Raw genomic sequence first — 26,305 nt, forward strand, 5'->3', positions numbered from 1 at the left:
GCACGGGAGGCGCCACCATGGGCGCGCCCGTGCCGGGGCCGCGACGGAGGTCGCGGTCGTGCGAACAAGAGAAAGAGGTACGGGATGGAACGCGAACCGCTGCTGCGCGCACGGCTCGACGCCTTCGAGGACGACGGCGCGGTCACGGCCGAGTACGCCATCGCGACGATCGCCGCCGTCGGGTTCGCCGCGCTGCTCGTCGTCGTGCTGCGGAGCGACCAGGTGCGCGGCCTGCTGCTGAGCCTGGTGACTCGTGCGCTCGCGATGCCGGACTGAGGGGGCCGTCACCGCGGAGGTCGCGGTCGCGATCCCCGCGGTGCTGCTCGTGCTCGCGGCCTGCCTCGGCGGGCTCCGGGTCGGCGTCGAGCGCATCCGCGTCGTGGACGCGGCCGCGCAGGCGGCGCGGCTCGCGGCGATCGGGGAGGCCCCGGAGGGCGCCGCGGCCCGGATCGGCGCCGAGGTCCGTGGCCGCACGCGATCGGGGGAGACGGTCTGCGTCGTCGTCGGCAGCACCGCGACCGTGCTCGGCGTGCCCGTCCCCGTCGAGGCGACGTCGTGCGCGCTGGCCGGGCTCCGGCCGTGAGGGACGACACCGGCGCCGGCACCGCGCTCGCCGTCGGGATCGCCGCGGCCGTCGCGGTGCTGACGGGGCTGCTGCTCGTCGTGGGCGCCGTGCTCGTCGCGCACCGCGCGGCGGTGGCGGCGGCTGACGCCGCGGCGCTCGCCGGCGCCGACACGGCGCTCGGCAACGCGACCGGCACGCCCTGCGCGCGGGCCGCCGAGGTCGTCGCCTCGGCCGGCGTCCGGCTCGAGCGCTGCGAGCAGCACGGGGAGCTCGTCCGGGTCCGGGTGACCGCGACCGCCGCAGGGGTCCCGGTGGGCGCCGCGGCGGTCGCGGGGCCCCCTCCGGCCCGCTGATGCGGGGGTGCGAGTCCGCCCGGCGGCGCCCGGCGGGTGTCGGCGCCGTGTGTATGGTGTGCGGGACCGGCCCCGGCGACCCCGGAGCGGCCGGTCGTCGACGGGGGCGTCGCGCGGAGTGCGAGGAGGTGGCCATGCCCGGGAGCAAGAAGCTGGTGATCGTCGAGTCGCCGGCGAAGGCGAAGACCATCGCCAAGTACCTGGGGCCCGGATACGAGGTGCAGGCCTCGGTCGGGCACATCCGCGACCTCATCGAGCCCAAGAACCTGCCGGCCGAGCTCAAGAAGGGCTCGATGGGCAAGTTCTCCGTCGACGTGGAGAACGGGTTCGAGCCCTACTACGTCGTCTCCGACCAGAAGAAGAAGACGGTCGCCGACCTCAAGCGCGCCCTCAAGGACGCGGACGAGCTCTTCCTCGCGACGGATGAGGACCGCGAGGGCGAGGCCATCGCGTGGCACCTCCTCGAGGTGCTGAAGCCCAAGGTGCCCGTCAAGCGCATGGTGTTCCACGAGATCACCAAGGACGCGATCACGAAGGCCCGCGACAACACGCGCCAGCTCGACACCGCGCTCGTCGACGCGCAGGAGACCCGGCGCATCCTCGACCGGCTGTACGGCTACGAGGTCTCGCCCGTCCTCTGGCGCAAGGTCGGCCCCGGGCTCTCCGCCGGCCGCGTGCAGTCCGCCGCGACCCGGCTCGTCGTCGACCGCGAGCGGGAGCGGCTCGCGTTCGTCTCCGCGTCCTACTGGGACGTCGTCGCCCGCTTCGCGCCGCAGGAGGGCTCGTCCTTCACCGCGCGGCTGCAGCGGCTCGACGGCAAGCGCGTCGCCACCGGCAGCCGCGACTTCGACGACCGCGGACGGCTGAAGACCGACGCGCTCGCCCTCGACGAGGCCGGCGCCCGCGCGCTCGTCGCCGCGATCGAGTCGGAGTCGCCCGCAGCACGCGTCGTCTCCCTCGAGACGAAGCCGTACCGCCGACGTCCCGCGGCCCCGTTCACCACGAGCACCCTGCAGCAGGAGGCCGCGCGCAAGCTGCGGTTCAGCGCCAAGCAGACGATGTCGGTCGCGCAGAGCCTGTACGAGAACGGGCACATCACCTACATGCGCACCGACTCGCCCTCGCTCTCCGCCCAGGCCACGCAGGCCGCCCGGACCCAGGCGAAGGCGCTCTACGGCGCCGACACCGTGCCCGACGCGCCCCGGCTCTACTCGGGCAAGTCGAAGAACGCGCAGGAGGCGCACGAGGCGATCCGCCCGTCGGGCGAGGTCTTCCCGACGCCGGACTCCCTGCGCGGCGCGCTGACGTCGACCGAGCAGCGGCTCTACGACCTGATCTGGCGGCGCACCGTCGCCTCGCAGATGATCGACGCGACCGGATCCACCGCGACCGTCGTCGTCGGCGTGAACGCGGGCGGCCGCGACGCCGAGTTCTCCGCGAGCGGCACGGTCATCACCGTGCGCGGCTTCCTCGCCGCCTACGAGGAGGGGCGCGACGAGGAGCGCGACACCTCGAGCGCCCCAGGGGGATCGGCCGACTCCGACGACGAGCGCCTCCCGCAGCTCGAGCGGGGGCAGGCGCTCACCCCGTCCGAGCCGCAGGCGAACGGCCACGAGACCTCGCCGCCCCCGCGCTACACCGAGGCGAGCCTCGTGAAGAAGCTCGAGGAGCTCGGCATCGGCCGCCCGTCGACCTACGCGTCGATCCTCTCCACGATCGTCGACCGCAACTACGTCGTGCCGCGCGGCACCCAGCTCGTGCCGAACTGGATCGCGTTCTCGGTCGTGAAGCTGCTCGAGGAGTTCTTCAGCGACCTGGTCGCCTACGACTTCACCGCGGGCATGGAGGACGACCTCGACCGCATCGCCGACGGCGACGCCGAGCGGGTCGACTGGCTGCGCGAGTTCTACTTCGGGCACACCGGCCACCCGGGCCTCCGCTCCGTGGTCGACAACCTCGGCGAGATCGACGCGAAGAGCATCAACTCGATCCCGGTCACGGACGGCATCACGCTGCGCATCGGCCGCTACGGGCCGTACCTCGAGGTGCTCGAGCCCGGCGAGCCCGTCGTCGACCCGGAGACGGGGCAGGTGACGGAGCCGGAGCCCGCCGTGCGCCGGGTCAACCTGCCCCCCGACCTCGCGCCGGACGAGCTGACGGCCGCGAAGGCCCAGGAGCTCGTCGACGCGCCGCCTCAGGAGGACCGGGTGCTCGGGCAGCACCCGGAGACCGGGCGCACCATCATCGCGAAGGACGGCCGCTTCGGCCCCTACGTCACCGAGGTGATCCCGGAGGACGAGGTGCCCACGGGGAAGGCCGCGGCGAAGAACGCGCCGAAGCCGCGCACCGCGTCGCTGTTCAAGTCGATGTCGCCCGACAGCGTGGACCTCGACACCGCGGTGCAGCTGCTCGCGCTGCCGCGCACGGTCGGCGACGACTCGGAGAGCGGCGAGCCGATCACGGCGCAGAACGGCCGGTACGGGCCCTACCTGAAGAAGGGGACCGACACCCGGACGCTGCCGGACGAGGACAGCATCTTCACGGTCGACCTGCCCGGTGCGCTCGAGCTGTTCGCGCAGCCGAAGTACGGCGCCCGCCGCGCCTCCTCCGCGCTCAAGGAGTTCGACGCGGACCCGACCAGCGGCAAGCCGATCCGCATCAAGGACGGCCGGTTCGGCGCCTACGTCACCGACGGCGAGACGAACGCGACCATCCCGCGCGGCGAGGACGTCGAGGCGGTCGACTTCGAGCGGGCCGTGCAGCTGCTCGCGGACAAGCGCGCCAAGGGCCCCGCGCCCAAGAAGAAGACCACCACCGCGCGCACGCCGGCGAAGCGCACCACGACCGCGAAGCGCACGACGAAGAAGGCGTAGGGGTGTTCCTGACGCTCGAGGGCGGTGACGCGGCGGGCAAGACGACGCAGGCGATCGCTCTCGAGCGCTGGCTCACCGACCTCGGGCGCACCGTCGTGCGGACCCGGGAACCCGGCGGCACGGCGCTCGGCGTCGAGATCCGGTCGCTGCTGCTGCACGGCGACCACGTCGCGCCCCGCGCGGAGGCGCTGCTGTACGCGGCCGACCGCGCGCACCACGTCGCGACCGTCGTGCGGCCGGCGCTCGAGCGGGGCGACGTCGTCGTGCAGGACCGCTACCTCGACTCGTCCGTCGCGTACCAGGGCGCCGGACGGGTGCTCGACCCCGAGGAGGTCCGCGGGCTGTCGACGTGGGCGACGGAGGGGCTGCTGCCCGACCTCACCGTCCTGCTCGACCTCGACCCCGCCGTCGCGCGCGAGCGCCGCGGCGACCGCGCCGCCGAGGACCGGCTCGAGGCGGAGGAGGACGACTTCCACGAGCGGGTCCGAGCCGCCTTCCTCGCCCTCGCCGCCGCGTCGCCCGACCGGTTCGTCGTCGTCGACGCCGGCCGGCCGGCCGAGGAGGTCGCGGCGACGATCCGCGCCGCCGTCGAACCGCGGCTGCGGCCGTGAGCGCCCGGGGCGCCTACGCGGAGCTCGTCGGCCAGGCCGCCGCGGTCGACGCCATCACCGCCGCCGCCCGCGACGCGCGCCGCGCCGACGGCGGCGTCGGCGTGATGACCCACGCGTGGCTGATCACCGGTCCGCCCGGCTCCGGCCGCTCGAACCTCGCCTACGCGTTCGCCGCCGCGCTGCTCGGCCCGGACGGGGCGGAGGACGGCCGCGTCGACGAGGCCGTCCGCGCGCAGGTCGAGGCGCGCACGCACCCGGACCTCGCCGTGCTCGCGTCCGACCGCGTCACGATCACGATCGACGAGGTCCGGCGGCTCGTGAGCGCCTCCGCGTACTCGCCCTCCGTCGCCCGCTACCGGGTGATGGTCGTCGAGGACGCGGACCGGATGACCGAGCGGACCTCCAACGTGCTGCTCAAGGCGCTCGAGGAGCCGCCCGAGCGCACCGTCTGGATCCTCTGCGCGCCGAGCGAGGCGGACCTGCTGCCGACCATCCGCTCCCGCGTCCGGGTCGTGCGCCTGCGGGTGCCGGAGCCCCAGGAGGTCGCCGAGCTGCTCGTCGAGCGCGACGGCGTCGACCCCGCCGTGGCGCTGCGCGCCGCCGAGGAGGCGCAGAGCCACATCGGCATGGCCCACCGGCTCGCCACGGACCCGGAGGCCCGGAGCCGTCGGGACGACAGCATCCGGCTCGTGCTCGAGACCGACACGGTGCCGAAGGCGGTGCGCGGCGCCCAGCGGCTGCTCGACGTCGCGAAGGCCGACTCGACGGCGCTGACGCAGGAGCGGGACGAGGCCGAGCGGCAGAAGGCCCTCGCCTCGCTCGGCGTCGAGCCCGGCGGGTCCGTGCCGCCCGCCCTGCGCGGCGTGCTCCGGCAGCTCGAGGAGGACCAGAAGCGGCGTGCCACCCGCGGCCTCCGCGACGGCATCGACCGGGTGCTCGTCGACCTGCTCTCCGTCTACCGGGACGTGCTCATGGTGCAGCTCGGCACCGGGCTCGCGCCTGTCAACGCCGCGTGGGCGCAGCAGGTCGGCGACCTCGCCGCGCGCACGAAGCCGGCCGCGACCCTCGCGGTGCTCGAGTCGATCGCGGACGCGCGCCGGCGGCTGCCGGCGAACGTGCCGCCGCTGCTGACCCTCGAGGCGATGCTCATCGGCGTCGCGCTCGCGAGGACCTCGTGAGGCGCGCGGCCGCCGCGGCGCTCGCGCTGGTGACGGCGCTCCTGCTGGCCGGCTGCGGGATCCTGCCGGCGCCCGACACCACGTCGACGCCCGACGCGACGGGCGTGCAGGCGGCGCTGCGCCTCTTCTACGGGCAGCGCGTGGTGTGGAAGGACTGCCGCGGCGGCTTCCGCTGCGCCACCGCTGCGGCGCCCGAGGACTGGGCGGCGCCGGGCGGCGCCCGCATCCGGCTCGCGCTGACGATGCGCCCCGCGTCGGGGAAGCGCATCGGCACCCTCTTCACGAACCCGGGCGGGCCCGGCGTCTCGGGGGTCGACTTCCTGCGCGGCGGCGGCGCCTCGATCTTCGACCAGGACCTGCTCGACCACTACGACCTCGTCGCCTGGGACCCCCGCGGGGTCGGCGCCTCCGCGCCGGTCGACTGCTACGGCACCCGGCAGCTCGACGAGTTCCTCTTCAGCGACCCGGACCTGCCCGAGGGCAGTGCGGTCCTGCGGAAGGAGGTCGAGGGCGACGCGGTCGCCTTCGGGCGCGCCTGCGCGACGCGCACCGGCAGCCGGCTCGCCCACGTCGGCACCGCCGACACGATCCAGGACCTCGACATGCTCCGCGCGGCGCTCGGGGAGCGGAGGCTCGACTACTTCGGCTTCTCCTACGGCACCTACATCGGCGCGCTCTACGCGGACCGGTACGGGTCGCGGGTCGGCCGCATGGTGCTCGACGGGGCCGTCGACCCCTCCATCTCGAGCTTCCAGGAGTCCCTCGCGAACACGAAGGCGTTCGGGTCGGCGCTGCGCGCCTACCTCGCCGCCTGCCTGCGGACCTCGGGCTGCCCGTTCGAGGGCGACGACGTCGACGCCGCGGTGGACGACGTCGCGTCGCTGCTGGTCGAGCTGCGGCGATCGCCGCTGCGCGCGACCGACGGCCGCGAGGTCAACGGCGCGGTCCTGCGGACCGCGATCGACGCCTCCCTCTACGACGAGGGGCAGTGGAGCACCCTCACGACGGCGATCGGCTCGCTGGTCCGCGGTCGGCCCGACGAGGTGCAGCAGCTCGCCGACGCGTACGTCGAGCGGGGGCGGAACGGCTACGCGGGCAACCTCTTCGAGGCCATCTACGCCGTGAACTGCCTCGACAAGCCGGTGACGAAGGATCCGGCGCAGCTGCGGAGGGAGGGCGCCGAGCTCGACGCCGCCGACCCGCTGCGCGCGGCCGACAACACCGAGGACCTCGGCGACCCGGTCTGCGCGAACTGGCCGGTGCCGGCGCAGGGCACCGTGCGCCGCATCACCGCGGCGGGGGCCCCGCCCATCGTCGTGCTCGGCACCACCGGGGACCCGGCCACGCCGGTCGAGTGGGCGCGCAGCGTCGCGTCCCAGCTGCCGGGCGGCGTGCTCCTCACCCTGCGCGGCGAGGGCCACACGGCGTACCGGAACCGCGTCGCGTGCATCAACGACCGGGTCGACCGCTACCTCGTCGACGGCGTCGTGCCCACCGCCACGACGTGCGGGTGACCCGCAAAGTTTGCAGTCCGTGCAAGAATTGACGGCGTGACCGACACCGCGGCTCCCGGCCTCCGCGAGCAGAAGCGCATCGCGACCAAGCGGGCGCTGCAGCTGGCCCTCCTGCAGCTCGCGCTCGAGCGCGGCTTCGACAACGTCACCGTCGAGGAGGTCGCCCAGGCCGCCCAGGTCTCGACCCGCACCTTCTTCAACTACTTCGCCTCGAAGGAGGAGGCCCTCACGGCGCCCCACGGCCCGGTGGAGCTGAGCGAGGACGAGGTCGCGCGGTACCAGGAGGGCGCGGCGGACCCGCTCACCGATCTCGTCGTGCTCATGGCCGGCCGCGCCTCCGGCAAGGAGGACTTCGAGCTGCACCGCCTCCGCCGCGACCTGATGCACCGCGAGTCGCGGCTGTTCGGGGACAAGGCGACCCTGATGCAGCAGTTCCGGGAGCAGATCGTCGCGATCGTCGCCGAACGGCTCCGCGCCGACGAGCTCCGCGAGGGCCGGATGCCCGACGAGGTCGCGCTGCAGGAGCGCGCCGCGTTCACCGCGCTGCTGTGCCTGACGATCGCCCGCCACGGCTGGAGCCGCTGGGCCGCCGGCGAGGGCGCCACGACGCTGTCGGAGTGCATGCTCGGCGCGCTCGACGAGTTCCGCGAGATCGCGGCCGCGACCACCCGCTGAATGCGAGAAGCCCGCCCCGGACGGGACGGGCTTCTCGGTTCGGAGCCGCCTTGGGGAATCGAACCCCAGACCTATTCATTACGAGTGAATCGCTCTGCCGACTGAGCTAAGGCGGCGAAGGTGCCCGGACGAGTGTAGACGATGGCGCGCGGCTCCCCGCCATCGGCGGCCGTCGTGTCCGGCGGGGGAGCCCGGCACCCCCGTTCGGGGCCCCTACCCTGGCGGGCATGCGCAGACGGACCGCCCTCGCCCTGTCCGGCGGCGTCGTCGTGGTCGGGCTCGTCGCCGCGGGCTGGGCCGCGGGGTACGCCCTCGGCGACCCCTCGCCGCTCGCCGCGGCCAGCACGGCCGCCCCGGTCGACGCCGCCTCGACCGCGGCCGCCGCCCCGCCGGCGCGCACGGCGACGCCGACGCCCACGCCGACCCGCACGACGCGGACCGCGTCCGTCGCGCGCACCTGCTCGGTGGCCGGCGCGGCGTCCGACGCGCGGCTCGCGGGCTTCCAGGGGCAGGTCCGCAACGCCCGCACCGGCGAGGTGCTCTTCGACCGCAGGGGCGCGAAGGCCTCGCGTGCCGCCAGCGTGATGAAGGTGCTCACGTCGGCGGCCGCGCTGAAGGTGCTCGGCCCCGACCACCGGCTCACGACCCGGGTCGTTCAGGGCTCCCGCCCCGGCGAGATCGTGCTCGTCGGCGGTGGGGACGTCACGCTGTCGCGCACCCCGGCCGGCACCGCGACCGCGTACGCGGGCGCCCCGCACCTCTCCACGCTCGCGCGGCAGGTGAAAGCCGCGTGGAAGGCGCAGCACCCCGGGCAGCGCATCACGCGCGTCGTGCTCGACAGCTCCTACTTCGGCGGCCCGAGCTGGCAGCCGACGTGGAAGGTGAAGGAGCGCGCGCTCGGCTCCACCCCCAAGATCACGGCGCTGATGGTCGACGGCGACCGGGCGAACCCCGCCCTCAACACCTCGCCGCGCGGCTCCGACCCGATCGGCCGCGCAGGGGCCGCCTTCGCGCGCTACTTCGGCGACGTCGCGATCACCCGGGGCACGGCCCCGAAGGGCGCGGCGGTGCTCGGCACGGTCCGCTCGCAGCCGGTCAGCACGCTCGTGCAGCAGACGCTGCTCTACTCCGACAACACGATCGCCGACGCGCTCGCCCGCGTCACCGCGATCGAGGCCGGCACCGGCAACACGTTCTCCGCGATCGACGCCGCGGTCGTCCCCGCGCTCCGCGCCTACGGCATCGAGCCGACCGGCGTCCGCGTCGTCGACGGCAGCGGGCTCAGCGACGACAACCGCATCCCGCCCGCCTACCTCACGAAGCTGTTCGTGAAGGTGCTGCACAAGAGCGACGGGCTCGGCCCGGTCTACCGCGGCCTGCCGATCGCGGGCCGCACCGGCTCCCTCTCCTACGCCGACCGCTTCTCGGGCGCCGCCTCCCGCGCCGACGGGAAGGTGCGGGCGAAGACCGGCTGGATCGACACCGGCTACACGCTCGCCGGCGTCATCCGCGCGAAGGACGGCACACCCCTCACCTTCGCGTTCTACGCCCTCGGGAACGTGCGGCCGTCGGCCAAGCAGGCCCTCGACTCCCTGACCGCCGACGTGTGGTCCTGCGGGAACCGCCTGGCGAAGCGGTAGAGCAGGATGGGCGCATGAGTCGTGCGCTCCTCATCGTCGACGTCCAGAACGACTTCACGGAGGGCGGCGCGCTCGGCGTCGACGGCGGCGCGGCCGTCGCCGAGCGGATCACCCGCTGGCTGGCGGAGCACCGCGGCGAGTACGCGCTGGTCGCCGCGTCCCGCGACTGGCACGACGGCGAGGGCGACAACGGCGGCCACTTCGCCACGTCGGCCGCGCCGGACTTCACCGTCACCTGGCCCGTGCACTGCGTCGCGGGGACCACCGGGGCGGACTACCACCCCGCGCTCGACACGAGCGGGATCGACGTCCACGTGAAGAAGGGGCAGGGCAGGCCGGCCTACTCCGCGTTCGAGGGCACGACCGACGACGGCCGCAGCCTCGCCGAGGTGCTGCACGAGCGAGGCGTCACGGACCTCGACGTGGTCGGCATCGCGACGGACTACTGCGTGCGGGCGTCGGCGCTCGACGCGCTGGAGAGCGGAGAACGCGTGCGGGTGCTCACCGACCTCGTCGCCGGTGTCGCGCCTGCGACCAGCGAGGCCGCGCTCGAGGAGTTCCGCGCGGTCGGCGTCGAGACCGTCTGAGCGGCCGCCCTCCCGCGCCTCCGTAGGATCGGCGGCAGGAGGCGACACATGTCCGTGGACGACGAGAAGGCCCTGCTGGCGGGGATCCCGACGGGGCTGCTGATCGGCGGCGAGTGGCGGGACGCCGCCGGCGGGAAGCGGTTCGACGTCCTCGACCCGTCGACGGGCGACGTGCTCGCCTCGGTCGCCGACGCGTCGCCGGAGGACGGGATCGCGGCGCTCGACGCGGCCGTCGCCGCGCAGGACGAGTGGGCGGCGACCGCGCCCCGGAAGCGCTCCGAGATCCTCCGCGGCGCCTGGCAGATCATGCAGGACCGCAAGGACGACCTCGCGCTGCTGATGACGCTCGAGATGGGCAAGCCGCTCGCGGAGGCCGCGGGCGAGGTCGTCTACGGCTCCGAGTTCTTCCGCTGGTTCGCGGAGGAGGCGGTGCGGATCACCGGCCGCTACGGCGTCAACCCGGAGGGGTCGGGGCGCACGATCGTCTCACAGCACCCCGTCGGGCCGTGCTACTTCATCACCCCCTGGAACTTCCCGCTCGCGATGGCGACGCGGAAGATCGGCCCGGCGCTCGCCGCCGGCTGCACCGTCGTCGTGAAGCCCGCGGAGCTGACGCCGCTCACGACGCTGCTCACCGCCTCGATCCTCGAGGAGGCGGGGCTGCCCGCCGGCGTGCTGAACGTCGTGCCGACCACGTCGGCCGGCGCGCTCACCGAACCGGTCCTGAAGGACCCGCGGCTGCGGAAGCTGAGCTTCACCGGGTCCACCCCGGTCGGCAAGCGGCTGCTCGCCCAGGCGGCCGAGAACGTGCTGCGCACCTCGATGGAGCTCGGCGGCAACGCGCCGTTCCTCGTCTTCGACGACGCCGACCTCGACGCCGCGGTGACCGGTGCGATGCTCGCGAAGTTCCGCAACGTCGGCGAGGCCTGCACGGCGGCGAACCGCTTCATCGTGCACGAGGCGGTCGCGGACGAGTTCGCGGAGCGGCTCACCGCCGAGGTCGAGGCGGTGAAGGTCGGTCGCGGCACGGAGGAGGGCGTGCAGGTCGGTCCGCTCATCAACGCCGCCGCCGTGTCGAAGGCCGACGACCTGGTCCGCGACGCGGTCGACCGGGGCGCCGAGGTGCGCCTCGGCGGCGGCCCGGTCGACGGCCCCGGCACCTTCTACGCGCCGACCGTGCTCGACCGCGTGTCGGCCGGCAGCGACATCCTCCGCACGGAGATCTTCGGCCCGGTCGTGTCCATCGTCCGGTTCCAGGACGAGGCGGAGGCGGTGCGGCTCGCGAACGACACCGAGTACGGCCTCGTGTCCTACGTCTTCACGCAGGACCTCGCCCGCGGTCAGCGGATGATCGAGCGCCTGCAGACCGGGATGATGGGCCTGAACGTCGGCGTCATCTCCAACGCGTCGGCCCCGTTCGGCGGCGTCAAGCAGTCGGGCGTCGGCCGCGAGGGCGGCTTCGAGGGCATCCACGAGTACCTCTCGACGAAGTACACGATGACCCCGTCCCCCTTCGCCTGACCCCGAGCCCCCCGCGGGACCTCTGCCGCCCTTCCGCTGGTGGAGGTGCGGGCGCAGAGCTCCCCGAGAGCGCTCGTGCGGGCGATCTCGAGGCCCCGCGGGACCTCTGCCGCTCCTCCGCTGGTCGAGGTGCGAGCGCAGAGCTCCCCGAGAGTGCTCGTGCGGGCGATCTCGAGGCCCCGCGGGACCTCTGCCGCTCTTCCGCTGGTCGAGGTGCGAGCGTAGCGAGCCTCGAGACCATGCCACGCGGGCGATCCAGAGGCTCCTTCGTCGCACCTCGATCAGCGGGGCGGCCGGGCGGACGTCAGACGAGCAGCTGGGTGGCGGCGAGCTCGCGGTAGAGCGGGCTCGTCGTGAGCAGCTCCTCGTGCCGGCCGGCGGCGACCGCGCGGCCGCCGTCGACGACCACGATCTGGTCGGCGTCGACGACGGTCGACAGCCGGTGCGCGATCACGATGGTGGTGCGTCCCTCCGAGGCCGCCGCGAGCGAGTCGCGGAGCAGCTGCTCGTTGCGGCCGTCGAGGTTCGACGTCGACTCGTCGAGCAGCAGGATCGGCGCGTCCGCGAGCAGGGCCCGCGCGATCGCGAGCCGCTGGCGCTCGCCGCCGGAGAGCAGCACCCCCTCCTCCCCGACCTCGGCGTCGAGGCCCTCGGGATGCTTCAGCACGGTCGCGCGGAGGTTCACCGCGTCGAGCGCCCGGAGGACGTCGTCGTCGGTCGCCAGCGGCGCGGCGAGCCTCAGGTTGTCGCGGATGGTGCCCGCGAGGGCGGGCGCGTCCTGCTCGACGTAGCCGAACTGGCTGCGCAGCACGTCGCGGGGGAGCCGCTTCACGTCGACGCCGCCGACGCGCACGGCGCCGCCGTCCACGTCGTAGAAGCGCTCGAGCAGCGCGAGCATCGTGCTCTTGCCCGCGCCGGACGGGCCGACCAGGGCGGTGCGGGTGCCGCGCGGGACGGTGAACGAGACGTCGTGCAGCACGTCGACCCGCTCGCCGTCGGCGCCGCGGTAGGAGAACGAGACGCCCTCGAACTCGACGGCGGGCGCCTGGACCCGGGTCGGCTCGAGCCGCTGGTCCGCGGCGTCGGTCGCGGTCTCGGCGGGCAGGTCGAGCACCTCGGTGATCCGCCCGAGGGCGCCGAGCGCGCTCGCGACGGAGCTGGCGGCGCCGAACGCGCTGCCGAGCGGCATCACCATCAGGAACAGGAACAGCAGGAACGCGACGAGGCTGCCGATGCCGATCGCGCCGGACGCGACGCGGAAGCCGCCGACCCCGATGACGACGAGGAAGGCGAGGTTCAGGGTCAGGGAGGCGACGGGGACGACCGGCGCGGAGGCCCGGGCGACGCCGAGCCCGGCCGTCCAGGCGCGGCGGGCGCCCGCGAGCACGGACTCCGTCTCGCGGTCGGTGGCGCCGGAGGCGCGGATCGTGCGCACGGCGGAGATCGAGCGCTCGACGTCCGCGGTGAGGGCGCCGACGGCGTCCTGCTGCGCCCGGCTCGCGACGCGGATGCGGCGCGAGAGCCCGCCGACGACGACGATCGCGAAGACCACGATGAGGAGCGTGAGCCCGAGCAGGACCGGGTCGAGCAGCGCCATCCCGACGAGGGCGCCGACGAAGGTGAAGGCGCCGCCGACCGCGTCGACGAGGCCCTGCGTCAGCACCGCGTAGAGCAGCGTCGTGTCCGTGCCGACGCGGGCCACGAGGTCGCCGGTGCGGCGCCGGTCGAAGTCCGCGACGGGCAGGCGCAGCAGGTGCCGGATCAGGCGCGTGCGGGCCGAGAGCACCACCGAGGTGCCGGTGCGCTGCAGCAGGTAGTGCTGCACGCCGGAGATGACGGCGCCGACCGCGACGATCGCCGCGACCAGGCCGACCACGCCGCCGAGCGGCTGCGCGCGCTGGACGCGGGTGACGACCTGCTCGACGAGCAGCGGCTGGGCGAGCGACAGGGCGGCGCCGACGATGCTCAGCACGACGACCGCGGCGATCGGGCCGCGGTGCTCGGCGAGGTAGGGGAGGAGGTCGCGGAGCCGGGCGCGGGGCCCGCTGTCGGCCGATCGGCGGAGGAGGCCGCGCCGGGGCGCGGCGGCGGTGCTCGTGGTCATGTCGACGTCCATGATCCTCGGCTCCGGCGGGTGCGCGTGCCGAGCGGGGTCAGCGGCGGCCGTACCGCTTGTGCACGGCCTGCCGCGTCACGCCGAGGATCGTGGCGATGAACGCCCAGGAGGCGCCGCCGACGCGGGCCCGCCGCACGGCGACGGCCTCGGCGCGGTCGAGCTCCCGGCGCTGCTCGGCGATCCGGCGCAGCACCTCGAACGGGTCGCCGGACTCGGCGGCGGTGACGGTCACGGCGTCCTCCTCGGGCATGTGTCAACTCTAGTTGACGCCCGAGGAGGACGATCTGTCAACCCGGGTTGACGTCAGGGCGCTGCGGGCGCCTCCGCCACGCTCGCCTCGAGCAGGTCGACGTCCCGCGTCTCGCGCGAGAGCAGCAGCGCGACGAACGTGATCACGGCCGCGCCGGTCAGGTACAGGCCGACCAGCGTGATGTCGCCGTCCCGCTGCCAGAGCAGCACCGCGACGATCGGCGCGATGGAGGCGCCGAGGATGCTCGCGACGTTGTAGGCGATGGCGGAGCCCGTGTACCGGACGTTCGTCGGGAACAGCTCCGGCAGCAGAGCCCCCATCGGGCCGAAGGTCAGGCCCATCAGCGCCAGACCCACCGCGAGGAACGCGGTGGTGACGACGGGGGCGCCGGCGCTGCCGCCGAACCAGACCTCGAACGACAGGCCGAAGAGGGCGATGAGCGCCGTCGTGACGAGCAGCATCGGCCGGCGGCCGAACCGGTCGGCGAGCAGGCCGGCGACCGGCGTGAAGACGCCGAAGAACACGACGCCGATGATCAGCATGACGAGGAAGTCGTTGCGGAGGTAGCCGAGGCCGATCTGGAACGTCGCCGGGTTGAACGGCTTGCCGGCCGCCTCCGCCGCCGCCTGCCCGGCCGCGACGCTGCCCTTCGCGGTGCCGTACGTCAGCGTGAAGGTGGTCATGAAGTAGAAGAGCACGTAGGTCGCGACCATGATGAACGTGCCGAGGATCACGTTCCGCCAGCTCGAGCGGAACACGCGGCCGAGCGGCACGCGGGCGCGCGTGCCGGTCTCGAGCGTCCGGGTGAAGGCCGGGGTCTCCACGAGCCGGAGCCGCACGTAGAGGCCGACGATCACGAGGACGGCCGACAGCAGGAACGGCACGCGCCAGCCCCACGCCGCGAAGGCGGCGTCGCTCATCGTGAGCGACAGCACGAGGAAGAGCGTGTTCGCGAGGATGAACCCGATGGGCGCGCCCAGCTGCGGGAACGTGCCGTAGATCGCCCGCTTCGAGCGGGGCGCGTTCTCGGTCGCGAGCAGCGCGGCGCCGCTCCACTCGCCGCCGAGGCCGATGCCCTGCGTGAAGCGCAGCACGGCGAGCAGGGCGGGGGCGGCGATGCCGATGGCGGAGAACGTCGGCAGCACGCCGATGAGGAACGTCGCGATGCCCATCACGAGCAGCGACGCGACGAGCGTCGCCTTGCGGCCGACCCGGTCGCCGAAGTGGCCGAACAGGACGGATCCGACCGGACGGGCGAGGAACGCCAGCCCGAAGGTCACGAACGACGACAGCTGCGCAGCGGCCGGGCTGTCGTTCGGGAAGAACAGCGCCGGGAAGACGAGGACTGCGGCGGTCGCATAGACGTAGAAGTCGTAGAACTCGATCGAGGTGCCGACGAGGCTGGCGACGATCACCCGACCCCGGCTGTTGACGGGCGGCTGAGCGGCGGCGATCGAGGACATGGCGGCTCCGGGGGCTCGGCGGACCTCCGAGCCTACCGAGCCCGCTCAGCGGATGATCGGGATGGCTCCGGTCGGGGGCGCGCCCATGGCGCGGGCGATGCTCCGGGCCGTGGTGAGCACGACGGGCGCGAGCGACCTCGGCGAGGCGGGCGCGTTGTTGATGCCGAGGGCGCCGACGACCTCGTCGCCGACGACGACCGGTGCGGCGACGGAGACGGTGCCGGCCGCGTTGCTGCGCAGCTCGAGGTGGCCCTGGCGCCGGGCGACCTCGACGGCGGCGCGGACCTTCGCGACGGCGCCCGGGGTGCCGTCCCAGCGGCGCTCGAGCGGGCCGTCGAGCACCGCGTCGGCGACGGGCTTCGGCGCGGCGGCGAGCAGCACGAGGCCGCTGCAGGAGGCGTGGGCGGGCAGGCGGTCGGGCCCGCGGCCCGGGGCGGTGCCCTCGCTGCGGTCCACGACGACCGTGTCGGTGCCGTCCAGCACGACGAGCTGCACCGGCTGCCCGGTGACGTCGGCGAGGTCCTGCAGGTAGGGGTGCGAGACGTCCTCCGGCGCGACCTCGCGCTGCGCGAGGGAGCCGAGCTCCTGCATGTGCTGGCCGATGCGGAACCGGCCGGAGGGCAGCCGCTCCAGCAGGCGCTCGTTCACGAGCTGACCGGCGAGGCGGTGCGTGGTGGTGAGGGGCAGCTCGGCGCGGTCCGCGAGCTCCGTCAGCGACAGCTCCGGGCTCTCCGCGCCCGCGAAGGCGTCGAGCACGCCGACGGCGCGTCCCAGCACCGAGCGGTCGCGTTCATCCGTCTGGTTGTCCAGTGCCTGCTCCGATGTCCGTCGGTCGGTGAGCCGGGATGGCTCGGTGGGCCGGTGGAGTTGCCCGACATGGGCGCGGCGGGGCAGGGTGCCGGTCCGCCGTTATCGGGATGTTACACGTCGTGTCAACTGCCCCGCGTTCCGGGGGCACGGAGGGTCAGAGCGGGTTCACGCCGAAGGCGGTCGCGAGCTTCTCGATCTTCTGGGCGCGGCCCAGGCGGGGCAGGTCGCTGCCGTCCCGGATGACGCGGCCGCGGGCCTCGAAGTCGGCGAGGAAGTCGCGGGCCCAGGCGACGTCGGAGGGGGTCGGGCTGATCACCTCGTTGATGACGGGGAGCTGGCCGACGTCGAGGCAGAGCTTGCCCGTCATGCCGAGCGCGACCGTCGTGTGCGCCTGCTCGCGCAGCACGGGGTGGCTCGACCCGACGGTCGGGCCGTCGATCGGGCCGGGGAGGCCGCCGACCCGGCTCGCGACGACGAGGCGGGAGCGCGGGTAGGCCATGGCGAGGTCGTCCGCGCTCGTGCCGGTGTCGCGCCGGTAGTCGCCGCTGCCGAAGGCGAGGCGGAACGCGCCACGGGCCCCCGCGATCTGCACGGCCGCCTCGATGCCGACGGCGGACTCGATGAGGGGCAGCACGGGGACCGCGCCGCCGAGCCGGTCGAAGGTCTCGGTGACGTGCTCCGACGCCTCCGTCTTGGCGAGCAGCACGCCGTCGAGCCCGTCGACGCCGGCGAGCTGCGCGACGTCCTGCTCCCAGAACGGCGTCGAGCGGTCGTTGATGCGAACCCAGGCCCGGTTGCCCGCCGAGAGCCACGCGATGACGTCGGACCGGGCCTGGTCCTTCTTCGCCGGGTCGACCGCGTCCTCCACGTCGAGGATGATCTGGTCCGCGCGGGAGGCGCGGGCGGCGTCGAACGTCTCGGGCCGGTTGCCGTTCACGAGCAGCCAGGAACGGGCGATCTCGGGGTCGACGGTCCGTCGACGGCTCTCCGTGCTGCTCACGCGCTGCTCCGTTCCCCGCGGCATCGCGGCCGGTGCGACGGTACCGGACCGCCGCCCGGAGCCGGCCGGGCCGGCGTCAGGACGTGCCCGGCCGGCGGGCGGAGCGGATGACCCGCTCGGCGAGGCGGAGGCGCGCCGCGGCGCTCGGCGCGCCCGCCCGCCGGGCCCGGATCGAGCGGTAGCGCAGCCAGGCGGCACCCGCGACGGCGAGGCCGGGCACCGAGAGCGAGCCGAGCTTCGGCGGGACCGATCGGGAGACGAGCTCGCCGGCGGAGAGCACGAGCGCGGCGGTCAGGAGCCCGTCGACGAGGTGGTCGGCGATGCCGTCGGGGTCCCGGAGGCGCAGGTCGGCGCCGCCCTCCCGCCGGATGTGGTCGAGCAGCGCGCTCAGCTCGCCGGGCAGCGTCTCCGCGAGGCGCTCCCAGGCCCGGCCCGTCCGGACCGCGCGGCCGAGGCGCACCTTCGGGTCGAGCCGGCGCCGCGCGAGGTCGAGCGCGAAGGGCCGGGTGATCGAGCGCAGGTCGATGTCCGCGCCGATGTCGGCGGCGAGGCCCTGCAGCAGGGTGACGACGCGCAGCACGAGCGCGATCTCGGCGGGCAGCGACAGGCCGTGCCGGTGCACGACCACGGCGACGCCGCGCGTCACCGCGGCGAGGTCGATCGCGTCGACGCCGCCCGTCAGGTGGTCCGTGATCTGCGCCTCGACGTCGTCCACGACCTCGTCCTCGCGGATCCCGGGCGGCGCGTCCGTGATCGCGAGCAGCGCGTCCGTGACCGACCTCGGCTCGCCGCCGCCGACCGCGGCGATGAGGTCCTCGAGCTGCTCGCGCTTCGAGGAGGAGATCCGGGCCACGTCGCCGAAGTCGAGGATCGTGATCACGCCGGGGTTCAGGAGGAAGTTCCCGGGGTGCGGGTCGGTGTGGTAGATCCCGTGCCGGAACACCATCGTGAGGTAGATGCTCGCCGTGCGGGTGGCGAGCTCGTCCGGCGCCCAGCCGGCGGCGCGGACGCTCTCGCCGTCGTCGACGACGTGCCCGGTCATCTCCTCCATCGTCAGGACGCCCGCCGACGACCGCTCCGGGTAGGCGACCGGGATGCGCACGCCCGGGTCCTCGGCGAACATCGCGCCGAAGCGCTGCAGGTTCGCGAGCTCCTCGCGCAGGTCCACCGCGCCGCGCATGCTCCGGTCGAAGTCGGCGGCGACCGCCGCGAACCGCAGCTGGTGCGCGATCGGGGACACCGCCTCGCTCCAGACGGCGAGGGCGCTGAGCAGCTGCAGGTCGTCGAGCACGCGCCGCCGCACGCCCTCGTGCAGGATCTTCACCACGACGGGGGTGCCGTCGTGCAGCACCGCGCGGTGCACCTGCGCGACGGAGCCGGAGGCGAGCGGGGTCGGGTCGAACTCCCGGAACAGCTCCGTCACGTCGGCGCCGAGCTCGGCCCGCACCGTGTCCTCGGCGTGGCCCGGCGGGTCGGCGGGCACCCCGGCGCGCAGCTCGGCGAGCGCGGAGGCGACGTTCGGGCCGACGATGTCCGGGCGCAGGCTGAGCAGCTGGCCGAGCTTGATCGCGGTCGTGCCGAGCTCGGTGAGCGCGCCCCGAAGCCGTTCCCCGGCCGACGCGCTGGCCAGCTCCGGGTCGATGAAGCGGTCGGTCACGCGCTGGACGAGGCGATGACCGGGCCCGCCCGCGGAGTCGAGCTGCGCGGCGATCGAGGCGAACCCGTACCGCCGCAGCACCGTCGCGACCTCCATGAGCCGCCCGCGCCGCGTGACGAGCACGCCGAGGAGGTCGAGGTCGGCGTCGGCCCTCATCGCAGGGCCCCGGCCGGGAGGAGGGGCGCGGTCCGTCGGGTCTCGTCCGTCACCCCTGCATCCTCCCGTCCTCCGCCGGATCCGGCATCCGAAGGCTGCGCGGGCTCAGCCGCGGGCGCGGGGCACGAGGCGCTCGAGCTGGGTGACGTGGCGCGGCTCGAGCTCCGCGAGGGAGTGGGCGCCGAGCAGCTTCATGGTGCGGTCGACCTGGTCGGCGAGGATCGCGATGGCCCGGTCGACGCCGGCGCGCCCGCCCGCCATGAGGCCGTAGAGGTAGGCACGGCCGATGAGGGTGGTCTTCGCCCCGAGCGCGATCGCCGCGACGACGTCGGCGCCGTTCATGATCCCGGTGTCGACGATCACGTCGGTGTCGCGGCCGACCTCGCGGGCGACGTCGGGCAGGAGGTGGAAGGGGATCGGGGCGCGGTCGAGCTGGCGGCCGCCGTGGTTGGAGAGCACGATCCCGTCGACGCCGAGGTCGGTGAACCGCTTGGCGTCCTCGAGGGTCTGCACGCCCTTGATCGCGAGCTTCCCGGGCCAGAGGTCGCGGACGACCTTCAGGTCGTCGAAGGAGATGGTGGGGTCCATCGCCATGTCGAGCAGGCCGCCGACGGTGCCGCCGGTGTCGGACAGGGACGCGAACTCGAGCTTCGGGGTGGTGAGGAAGTCGATCCACCACCACGGCCGGGGCAGCGCGTCCACGATCGTGCGCACCGTGAGCTGCGGCGGGATGGAGAAGCCGTTGCGCTTGTCGCGGAGGCGGGCGCCGGCCACGGGGGTGTCGACGGTGAAGAAGAGGGTCTCGAACCCGGCCTGCGCGGCGCGCTCGACGAGGCCGTAGGAGATCTCACGCTGCCGCATGACGTACAGCTGGAACCAGTTCCGGCCGTCCGGGTTCGCCGCCCGCACGCCCTCGACGGAGGTGGTGCCGAGGGTGGAGAGGGTGAACGGGATCCCCGCGGCGCCCGCCGCGCCGGCACCGGCGGTCTCGCCCTCGGTCTGCATCAGCCGGGTGAACCCGGTCGGCGCGATCGCGAACGGCAGCGCCGACGGGGCGCCGAACACGGTCGCGGTCGTGTCGACGTGCGCGACGTCGCGCAGGACCTCGGGGTGGAACTCGACGTCGCGGAACGCCTGCCGGGCCCGGCGGATCGAGATCTCCGCCTCGGCGGACCCGTCGGTGTAGTCGAAGGCGGCCTTCGGCGTGCGCCGCTTCGCGATCGTGCGGAGGTCCTCGATCGTCAGCGCGGACTCCAGCCGCGCCTTCCTCCGGTCGAGCTCGGGGGTCTTGAACTTGAGGTGCTCGAGCACCTCGACGGGCTTCGGGAACTGGCGCTGCACCACGCGTCCAGCCTCCCACCGCCGTCGGCGCGGGCCGCCGGGAGGTCAGTCGTCGGCGGCGATCGGGGAGAGCCGCAGCTCCTCGATGTCGAGCCGGTCCTCCATGCGCCGGAGGATCGTGTCGTCGATGCGGCCCTCGTCGCGCAGCCGGATGACCGCCTCCCGCTTCTTGGCGATGACCGCGCGCCGCAGCTCGCCCTCCGACCCGTCGGCCCAGAGCGGAGCGCGTCCGTCGGACGTCCGCGGATGCGCCTCCTCGTACTGGCGGCGCACGCGCTCGACGATGTCGTCCGGGGTGCCGAGCCGCTCGGCCATCGGGCCGAGCGCGCCGGCCCCCGCGTCGCGCATCGCCTCCTCCGCCAGCCGCTCCTCCTCGAGCTCCGAGGGATCCGCGGGCAGGCGCGCGAACCGCACGACGGCGGGCATCGTGAGCCCCTGCACGACGAGCGTGACCACGATGACGACCAGGGTGATCGCGATCAGCTCGTCCCGCGGATAGCCGTCCCCCGGCGGCAGTGCGAGCGCGGCGGCGAGCGAGACGGCGCCGCGGAACCCGGCCCAGCCGGTGACGAGCCGCTGCCGGGCGGAGACCCGGAGCGTCCGCTGGATCGGCCGTCGGTCCAGCGCGCGGATCAGGTAGGGGGTCGTGTAGATCCAGACCAGCCGGACGACCATCACGACGGCGGCGACGAGCAGGCCGAGCGCCAGCACCGGTCCCGGGTTCCCGCCGAGCCCGTCGAGCACGGCGTGGGCCTGCAGGCCGACCAGCAGGAACAGCGCGGCGTTCACGACGCCGCTCGCGAGCTGCCAGAACCCGCGCGCCTGCACGCGGGTGCGGGCCGAGATGAGCCGCGGCGTGAAGTGCGTGAGGATCAGGCCGCAGACCACGACGGCGACGACGCCCGATGCCCCGACGGGTTCGGCGATGAGGTAGGCGACGAACGGGGTCAGCACGCTGACCGTGTTCTCGAGGAGGGTCTGCCCGCGCACGAGTCGGCGGGCGCCGTAGGCGAGCGCCGCGGCGACGACGCCCGCGACGATCCCGCCTGCGTAGGCGACGACGAACGCCAGCGCGCCGCGGCCGAGGTCCACCTCCTGGTGGTTCTCGATGGCGAAGACCGCGATCGCGTAGATCGTCAGCGCGGTGCCGTCGTTGATGAGGCTCTCCGCACGCAGCGTGGTGCGGAACCGCCGCGGCAGCAGGCGCGTGACCGGGCCGACGGCCGTCGCGTCGGTCGGGGCGACGATCGCGCCGAGGGCGATCGCGACCGGCCACGCGAAGGCCGCGAGGTGCGCGGCGCCGGCGACCGCCGCCGCCGTCACGAGCACCAGCGGGATCGACAGCATCAGGATGACCCGGAGGTTGCGCCGCACCTCGCGGACCGGGGTGTTGATCGACTCCCAGTAGAGCAGCGCGGGGAGGAAGAGGGACAGCACGAGCTCCGGCGGCAGCTCGATCCGGCCGAGCGCGGGGACGTAGCCGAGCACGATGCCGAGCGCGAGCAGCACGAGCGGGGCCGGCAGCCGCGTCTTCCACGCCACGACGCCGCCGACGAAGAGCGAGACGCCGATGAGCGTCGCGATGACGACACCTTCCATGAGCGACCATTCTCCTCGTCCTGCCGCCCGCGGTCACGTCGGATGCAGGTCCGGGCGGTCCCGGGTGCTGGGACGATGGAGGCGTGGCGGACGTCTGGGTGCTCGGCTCGTTGAACGTGGACGTCGTGGTGCGCGTGCCGCGGCATCCCGAGCCGGGGGAGACGCTGATCGGCGGCGATCCCGCCCTCGCGTTCGGCGGCAAGGGCGCGAACCAGGCCGTCGCGGCCGCGCGGGCCGGCGCCGCGGTGCGGATGATCGGCGCGGTCGGGGAGGACGCGGAGGGCGCCGCCTACCGCGAGCGGCTGGCCCGCTTCGGCGTCGACGTGCGGGGCGTGCGCCGGGTGCCCGGTCCGACGGGCCGCGCGTTCATCGCCGTCGCCGACGACGGCGAGAACACGATCATCGTCTCGCCCGGCGCCAACGCGGCGGTGGGCGGGCAGGACCTGGACGCGCTCCGCGGCATCGTCGCGGGCGACGTGCTGCTGCTGCAGCTCGAGGTCGACCTCGACGTGGTCGCGGCGGCCGCTCGGACGGCGGCCGCGGCCGGCGCCCGGGTCGTGCTGAACACCGCGCCCTACGCCGACCTGCCGGCGGACGTGCTGGCCCTCGCGGAGCCCGTGGTCGCGAACGCGTCGGAGGCGGAGCTGCTCCGCGCCGCGGGTGGCCGGCCGGCCGAGCTGCTCGTCACGCGGGGCGAGGAGGGGTCCGCCTGGGGCGGCATCGCCGTCCCCGCCGACCGCGCCGGCACCGTGGTCGACACGACGGGCGCGGGCGACACCTACTGCGGGGCGCTCGCGGCGGCGCTCGCCGCCGGCGAGGACCGCGAGCCGGCGATGCGGGCCGCGGCGGCCGCGGCAGCGCGGTCCGTCGAGCACGCGGGCGCGCAGCCCGAGCCCGACGACCGCTGACCAGTCCGGCGGCGAGCGGCTCGGCTCAGGCCCCGCGGATCGCTCGCAGGGCGAGCGCGGTGCGCAGCGCGGCCTCCGCGGCCTCGGCGCCCTTGTCCTCGCGGGAGTCGGGCAGCCCGGCTCGGTCGAGGCCCTGCTCCTCGTCGTCGAGCGTGAGCACGCCGAACCCGACGGGCTTGCCCGTGTCGAGCGCGACCCGCGTCAGCCCGTCGGTCGCGGCGCTCGAGACGTACTCGAAGTGCGGGGTGCCGCCCCGGATGATCACGCCGAGCGCCACCGCGGCGTCCGCCCCGGCCTCGAGCGCCGCCTTCGCGACGACCGGCAGCTCGAAGCTGCCGGGCACCGGGTGCTCGACCGCGGTCGCGCCCGCAGCGGCGATCGTGCGGCGTGCGCCCTCCAGCAGCCCGTCCGCGATCACCGGGTGCCACGTGCCGTGCACGATCGCGACGGTCAGGCCGCTCCCGTCGATCGGCTCCCCGCTCTGCCGCCCTGCTCCGCTCATCCGGCCCTCCGTTCGGTGTCGACCGCGTGCGGGCGGTCGATCAGGTGTCCCATGCGGTCCCGCTTGGTCTCGAGGTACCGCTCGTTCGCCGCGCCGACGCCGACCACGAGGGGCTCCCGCGCCGCGATCCGCACCCCGTGCGCCTCGAGCTGCGCGATCTTGTCCGGGTTGTTCGTGAGCAGCCGGATCCCGTCGAAGCCGAGGTCCGCCAGGATCGCGGCCGCGGCGCCGTACTCGCGGGCGTCCACCGGGAGGCCGAGCGCGAGGTTCGCGTCGAGGGTGTCGAACCCGTCCTCCTGCAGCCGGTAGGCGCGGAGCTTGTCGATGAGCCCGATGCCGCGCCCCTCCTGCCCGCGCAGGTAGACGACGGCGCCGCCCTCCTGCTGCACGCGCTGCAGCGCGGTCTCGAGCTGGGGGCCGCACTCGCACTGCGCCGAGCCGAACGCCTCCCCGGTGAGGCACTCGGAGTGGACGCGCACGACCGGCGGCCGCGAGCCCTCGCCGTCCGCGACGAGCGCGACGTGCTCGTCGCCCGTGAGCAGGTCGCGGTAGGCGCGGGTGCGGAAGACGCCGTGGACGGTCCGCAGGTTCGTCTCGACCTCGAACCGCACGCGCGGCGCGGGCGGCGGCACGGTGATCGCGGCGGCGTCGCACTCCGCGGGGTGCTCGTCGAGGTGCGCGCGGATCGCGGCGACCGTCGTCACCGGCACGCCCTCCCGCTCGCCGAGCTCGAGCAGCCCCGGCAGCCGGGTCATGGTGCCGTCGGGCGACGAGATCTCCGCGATGGCGGCCACGGGCGCGAGGCCGGCGAGCTTCATCAGGTCGACCGCGGCCTCCGTGTGGCCGCCGCGCTGGCGGACGCCGCCGTCCACGGCGCGCAGCGGCAGCACGTGACCGGGCCGGCTCACGAGGGCCGGCGTCGAGTCCAGGTCGGCGAGCACGTTGAGGGTGTGGGCGCGGTCGGCGGCGCTGATGCCGGTCGACAGCCGGTCGGTCGCGTCGACGCTCACCGTGTAGGCGGTGCCGCGCGGATCCTGGTTCTCCCGCACCATGAGCGGCAGATCGAGCCGGTCCGCGATCGCGTTCGTCATCGGGGCGCAGATGAACCCCGACGAGTGGTTCACGACCCACGCGATCGTCTCGGGCGTCGCGAGCGCGGCGGACACGACCGCGTCGCCCTCGTTCTCGCGCTCCTCGTCGTCGGCCACGATCACGACGCGGCCCTCGCGGAGCGCCGCGAGGACCTCCTCCACCGGTGCGAGCGGCATCACGCCACCCCTTCCTCCGCGGCCACGGCGGCGCGCGGGAACGACAGCATGCGGGCGACGTGCCGGGCGAGCACGTCGGTCTCCAGGTTCACGCGGGCACCCGGGGCGAGGCCGCCGAGCGTGGTCGCGGCCAGGGTCTCGGGGATCAGGCTCACCTCGAACCAGTGGCCCGCGTCCTCGCCGACGGCGGACACCGTCAACGAGGTGCCGGCCACGGCGATCGACCCCTTGTCGACGACGAGCGGGGCGAGGTCGTCCGGGAGCGAGATCCGGAGGACCCGCCAGGAGCCCTCGTCGCGCACCGCGAGCACCGCGCCCACGCCGTCGACGTGCCCCTGGACGATGTGGCCGCCGAGCCGGTCGCCCACCTTCGCGGCGCGCTCCAGGTTGACCCGGTCGCCCTCGCCGAGGTCGGCGATCGCGCTGACCGCGAGGGTCTGCCCCATCACGTCGGCGATGAAGCGGCCGTCGGCGAGGTCGACGACCGTCAGGCAGACGCCGCTGACCGCGATCGAGTCGCCGTGCCGGGCGTCCTCGGTCACGCGGGGCGCGTCGATGACGAGCCGGGCGCCGCCGTCCTCCGTGCGGGTCCAGCCGGTGATGCGGCCGAGCTCCTCGATGATGCCGGTGAACACGGTCAGTCCTCCTCCACGGGTCGGGCGACGACGAGCAGGTCGTCGCCCAGGCGCACGACGTCGCGGATCGCGAGCCGCCGCTGCCCGGCGATCGTCCGCACGCCGAGATCGGCGGTGGCGAGCCGGTCGCCGCCGAGCAGCGTCGGCGCCAGGTAGACGAGGACCTCGTCGACGAGGCCCGCAGCGAGGAACGCCGACACCAGCGTCGGGCCGCCCTCGAGGAAGGCGCTCGTCGCACCGGTCCCCGCGATCGCCGCGACCGCCTCGTGCGGGTCGCGGGTGCGCACGGCGAGCACGGGCTCGGGGTGCCCGTGCAGGGCCGCCTCCGCGGGGACGTCGCGGAGCCCGACCACGACGGGCCGCGGCTGCGCGGGGAGGAGCGCGTCGCCGTCGCGGGCGGTCAGCGCGGGGTCGTCCGCCAGGACCGTGCCGGTGCCGACGACGATCGCGCCGTGCTCGGCCCGCCGCCGGTGCACGTCCGCGCGCGCGGCGGGCCCGGTGATCCATCGGCTCGACCCGTCCTGCGCGGCGACGCGGCCGTCGAGGCTCGACGCCCACTTCGCGGTCACCCACGGGCGCCCGAGCCGCAGCGCGGCGGTCCACCGCTCGTTCAGCGCGGCGGCCTCGTCCGACAGCAGGCCGGCCACGACCTCGACGCCCCCGGCGCGGAGCCGCTCGGCACCGCCCGCCGCGAGCGGGTTCGGGTCGGCCTGCGCGTACACGACCCGCCGCACGCCGGCGTCGAGGAGGGCGACCGAGCAGGGGCCGGTCCGGCCCCTGTGGTCGCAGGGCTCGAGGGTGACGACCGCCGTGCCGCCCGCGGCGGCGCCGAGCGGCGCCCTCGCGAGCGCGTCGGCCTCCGCGTGCGGCGTCCCGGCGCCCCGGTGCCAGCCCTCCGCGATCGGCTCGCCGCCCGGGCCGAGCAGCACGCAGCCCACGCGCGGGTTGGGACCGCCGGCCGGGCCGCGCTCCGCGAGCTCGAGGGCGCGGCGCATCGCGTGCACGACGTGCACGTCCGTGTCGACCGCAGCGGGACCCACGCGTTCCTTCCCTCGTCGGGTGCTCCCGGGGTCGCGGAACGGC

24 protein-coding genes and 1 tRNA gene are annotated in these 26,305 nt (G+C 74.8%); 12 read left to right on the forward strand and 13 right to left on the reverse strand.

What is annotated here, in order from left to right; genetic code table 11:
* Nucleotides 1-84: 84 nt before the first annotated feature.
* From D1781_RS16435 to D1781_RS16470, 8 genes are all read left to right on the forward strand, one after another.
* Nucleotides 85-276 carry a DUF4244 domain-containing protein gene (locus D1781_RS16435; RefSeq protein ID WP_119483595.1) on the forward strand — a complete coding sequence of 64 codons (192 nt, stop codon included), beginning with the start codon at nucleotides 85-87 and terminating at the stop codon, nucleotides 274-276.
* Nucleotides 254-583: a TadE family type IV pilus minor pilin gene (locus D1781_RS16440; protein ID WP_119483596.1), complete on the forward strand. Its 330-nt coding sequence runs from the start codon at nucleotides 254-256 to the stop codon at nucleotides 581-583. The genes D1781_RS16435 and D1781_RS16440 overlap by 23 nt, the downstream gene beginning before the upstream one ends.
* Nucleotides 580-918: an Rv3654c family TadE-like protein gene (locus tag D1781_RS16445; protein ID WP_119483597.1), complete on the forward strand. Its 339-nt coding sequence runs from the start codon at nucleotides 580-582 to the stop codon at nucleotides 916-918. The genes D1781_RS16440 and D1781_RS16445 overlap by 4 nt, the downstream gene beginning before the upstream one ends.
* Before the next feature lie 134 nt (nucleotides 919-1,052).
* Nucleotides 1,053-3,791: a type I DNA topoisomerase gene (gene topA / locus D1781_RS16450; RefSeq protein WP_119483598.1), complete on the forward strand. Its 2,739-nt coding sequence runs from the start codon at nucleotides 1,053-1,055 to the stop codon at nucleotides 3,789-3,791.
* A gap of 2 nt (nucleotides 3,792-3,793) precedes the next feature.
* Nucleotides 3,794-4,402, forward strand: a complete 609-nt coding sequence (gene tmk / locus D1781_RS16455) for a dTMP kinase (protein WP_119483599.1) — start codon at nucleotides 3,794-3,796, stop codon at nucleotides 4,400-4,402.
* Nucleotides 4,399-5,580 (forward strand): DNA polymerase III subunit delta', encoded by a 1,182-nt coding sequence (locus tag D1781_RS16460; RefSeq protein ID WP_119483600.1) that lies wholly within the window; start codon nucleotides 4,399-4,401, stop codon nucleotides 5,578-5,580. The genes tmk and D1781_RS16460 overlap by 4 nt, the downstream gene beginning before the upstream one ends.
* The gene (locus D1781_RS16465; RefSeq protein WP_119483601.1) at nucleotides 5,577-7,094 is read left to right on the forward strand and encodes an alpha/beta hydrolase; all 1,518 of its coding nucleotides are present in this window, start codon (nucleotides 5,577-5,579) and stop codon (nucleotides 7,092-7,094) included. The genes D1781_RS16460 and D1781_RS16465 overlap by 4 nt, the downstream gene beginning before the upstream one ends.
* A gap of 36 nt (nucleotides 7,095-7,130) precedes the next feature.
* Nucleotides 7,131-7,769 carry a TetR family transcriptional regulator gene (locus D1781_RS16470; protein ID WP_119483602.1) on the forward strand — a complete coding sequence of 213 codons (639 nt, stop codon included), beginning with the start codon at nucleotides 7,131-7,133 and terminating at the stop codon, nucleotides 7,767-7,769.
* A 43-nt stretch (nucleotides 7,770-7,812) separates the two neighbouring features.
* On the opposite strand, the gene D1781_RS16475 is transcribed toward D1781_RS16470, so the two are convergent.
* Nucleotides 7,813-7,885 (reverse strand) — tRNA-Thr (locus tag D1781_RS16475).
* A 111-nt stretch (nucleotides 7,886-7,996) separates the two neighbouring features.
* Between D1781_RS16475 and D1781_RS16480 the strand changes: the two genes are divergently transcribed.
* Genes D1781_RS16480 through D1781_RS16490 form a run of 3 tightly spaced genes read left to right on the forward strand, consistent with a single transcriptional unit; the run spans nucleotide 7,997 to nucleotide 11,517 of the window.
* Entirely contained in the window at nucleotides 7,997-9,409 is a 1,413-nt protein-coding gene (locus D1781_RS16480) for a D-alanyl-D-alanine carboxypeptidase/D-alanyl-D-alanine-endopeptidase (RefSeq protein WP_119483603.1), read from the forward strand.
* A gap of 14 nt (nucleotides 9,410-9,423) precedes the next feature.
* Nucleotides 9,424-9,996, forward strand: a complete 573-nt coding sequence (locus D1781_RS16485; protein WP_119483604.1) for a nicotinamidase — start codon at nucleotides 9,424-9,426, stop codon at nucleotides 9,994-9,996.
* A gap of 48 nt (nucleotides 9,997-10,044) precedes the next feature.
* Nucleotides 10,045-11,517 (forward strand): NAD-dependent succinate-semialdehyde dehydrogenase, encoded by a 1,473-nt coding sequence (locus D1781_RS16490; protein WP_119483605.1) that lies wholly within the window; start codon nucleotides 10,045-10,047, stop codon nucleotides 11,515-11,517.
* Nucleotides 11,518-11,821: 304 nt separating this feature from the next.
* Here the strand turns inward: D1781_RS16490 and D1781_RS16495 are convergent, their stop codons facing one another.
* The 8 genes from D1781_RS16495 to D1781_RS16530 form a co-directional block, all read right to left on the reverse strand.
* Nucleotides 11,822-13,621: an ABC transporter ATP-binding protein gene (locus D1781_RS16495; RefSeq protein ID WP_119483744.1), complete on the reverse strand. Its 1,800-nt coding sequence runs from the start codon at nucleotides 13,619-13,621 to the stop codon at nucleotides 11,822-11,824.
* 49 nt (nucleotides 13,622-13,670) lie between these two features.
* On the reverse strand, nucleotides 13,671-13,883 hold the full coding sequence (locus D1781_RS16500) for a hypothetical protein (protein ID WP_119483606.1): 213 nt from the start codon (nucleotides 13,881-13,883) through the stop codon (nucleotides 13,671-13,673).
* 53 nt (nucleotides 13,884-13,936) lie between these two features.
* A complete protein-coding gene (locus tag D1781_RS16505; RefSeq protein ID WP_119483607.1) occupies nucleotides 13,937-15,346 on the reverse strand; it encodes an MFS transporter in 1,410 nt (469 codons plus the stop codon).
* A gap of 45 nt (nucleotides 15,347-15,391) precedes the next feature.
* Nucleotides 15,392-16,123, reverse strand: a complete 732-nt coding sequence (locus D1781_RS16510) for an IclR family transcriptional regulator (protein ID WP_119483608.1) — start codon at nucleotides 16,121-16,123, stop codon at nucleotides 15,392-15,394.
* Nucleotides 16,124-16,310: 187 nt separating this feature from the next.
* Nucleotides 16,311-17,180 carry an HpcH/HpaI aldolase/citrate lyase family protein gene (locus D1781_RS16515; protein ID WP_119483609.1) on the reverse strand — a complete coding sequence of 290 codons (870 nt, stop codon included), beginning with the start codon at nucleotides 17,178-17,180 and terminating at the stop codon, nucleotides 16,311-16,313.
* Nucleotides 17,181-17,232: 52 nt separating this feature from the next.
* Complete coding sequence (locus D1781_RS16520; RefSeq protein ID WP_119483610.1) at nucleotides 17,233-18,969, reverse strand: ABC1 kinase family protein; 1,737 nt, start codon at nucleotides 18,967-18,969, stop codon at nucleotides 17,233-17,235.
* A 105-nt stretch (nucleotides 18,970-19,074) separates the two neighbouring features.
* On the reverse strand, nucleotides 19,075-20,313 hold the full coding sequence (locus D1781_RS16525; RefSeq protein WP_119483611.1) for an alpha-hydroxy acid oxidase: 1,239 nt from the start codon (nucleotides 20,311-20,313) through the stop codon (nucleotides 19,075-19,077).
* Nucleotides 20,314-20,355: 42 nt separating this feature from the next.
* The gene (locus tag D1781_RS16530; protein WP_119483612.1) at nucleotides 20,356-21,909 is read right to left on the reverse strand and encodes a Na+/H+ antiporter; all 1,554 of its coding nucleotides are present in this window, start codon (nucleotides 21,907-21,909) and stop codon (nucleotides 20,356-20,358) included.
* Nucleotides 21,910-21,992: 83 nt separating this feature from the next.
* On the opposite strand from D1781_RS16530, the gene D1781_RS16535 reads away from it, so the two are divergent.
* Nucleotides 21,993-22,817 carry a PfkB family carbohydrate kinase gene (locus tag D1781_RS16535; protein ID WP_119483613.1) on the forward strand — a complete coding sequence of 275 codons (825 nt, stop codon included), beginning with the start codon at nucleotides 21,993-21,995 and terminating at the stop codon, nucleotides 22,815-22,817.
* Nucleotides 22,818-22,842: 25 nt separating this feature from the next.
* On the opposite strand, the gene ribH is transcribed toward D1781_RS16535, so the two are convergent.
* The 4 genes from ribH to ribD are packed head-to-tail and all read right to left on the reverse strand — an operon-like array spanning nucleotide 22,843 to nucleotide 26,217.
* Nucleotides 22,843-23,319 carry a 6,7-dimethyl-8-ribityllumazine synthase gene (ribH, locus tag D1781_RS16540; RefSeq protein WP_119483614.1) on the reverse strand — a complete coding sequence of 159 codons (477 nt, stop codon included), beginning with the start codon at nucleotides 23,317-23,319 and terminating at the stop codon, nucleotides 22,843-22,845.
* Nucleotides 23,316-24,587, reverse strand: coding sequence for a GTP cyclohydrolase II (gene ribA / locus D1781_RS16545; RefSeq protein ID WP_119483745.1), 1,272 nt, complete (start codon nucleotides 24,585-24,587; stop codon nucleotides 23,316-23,318). Before ribA ends, ribH begins: the two co-directional genes overlap by 4 nt.
* Complete coding sequence (locus D1781_RS16550) at nucleotides 24,587-25,222, reverse strand: riboflavin synthase (RefSeq protein WP_119483615.1); 636 nt, start codon at nucleotides 25,220-25,222, stop codon at nucleotides 24,587-24,589. Before D1781_RS16550 ends, ribA begins: the two co-directional genes overlap by 1 nt.
* Nucleotides 25,223-25,224: 2 nt before the next feature.
* Nucleotides 25,225-26,217 carry a bifunctional diaminohydroxyphosphoribosylaminopyrimidine deaminase/5-amino-6-(5-phosphoribosylamino)uracil reductase RibD gene (gene ribD, locus D1781_RS16555; RefSeq protein ID WP_119483746.1) on the reverse strand — a complete coding sequence of 331 codons (993 nt, stop codon included), beginning with the start codon at nucleotides 26,215-26,217 and terminating at the stop codon, nucleotides 25,225-25,227.
* Between the last annotated feature and the right edge of the window lie 88 nt (nucleotides 26,218-26,305).

The organism is Amnibacterium setariae, from assembly GCF_003581425.1.
In the GTDB taxonomy this organism is placed as follows: domain Bacteria; phylum Actinomycetota; class Actinomycetes; order Actinomycetales; family Microbacteriaceae; genus Amnibacterium; species Amnibacterium setariae.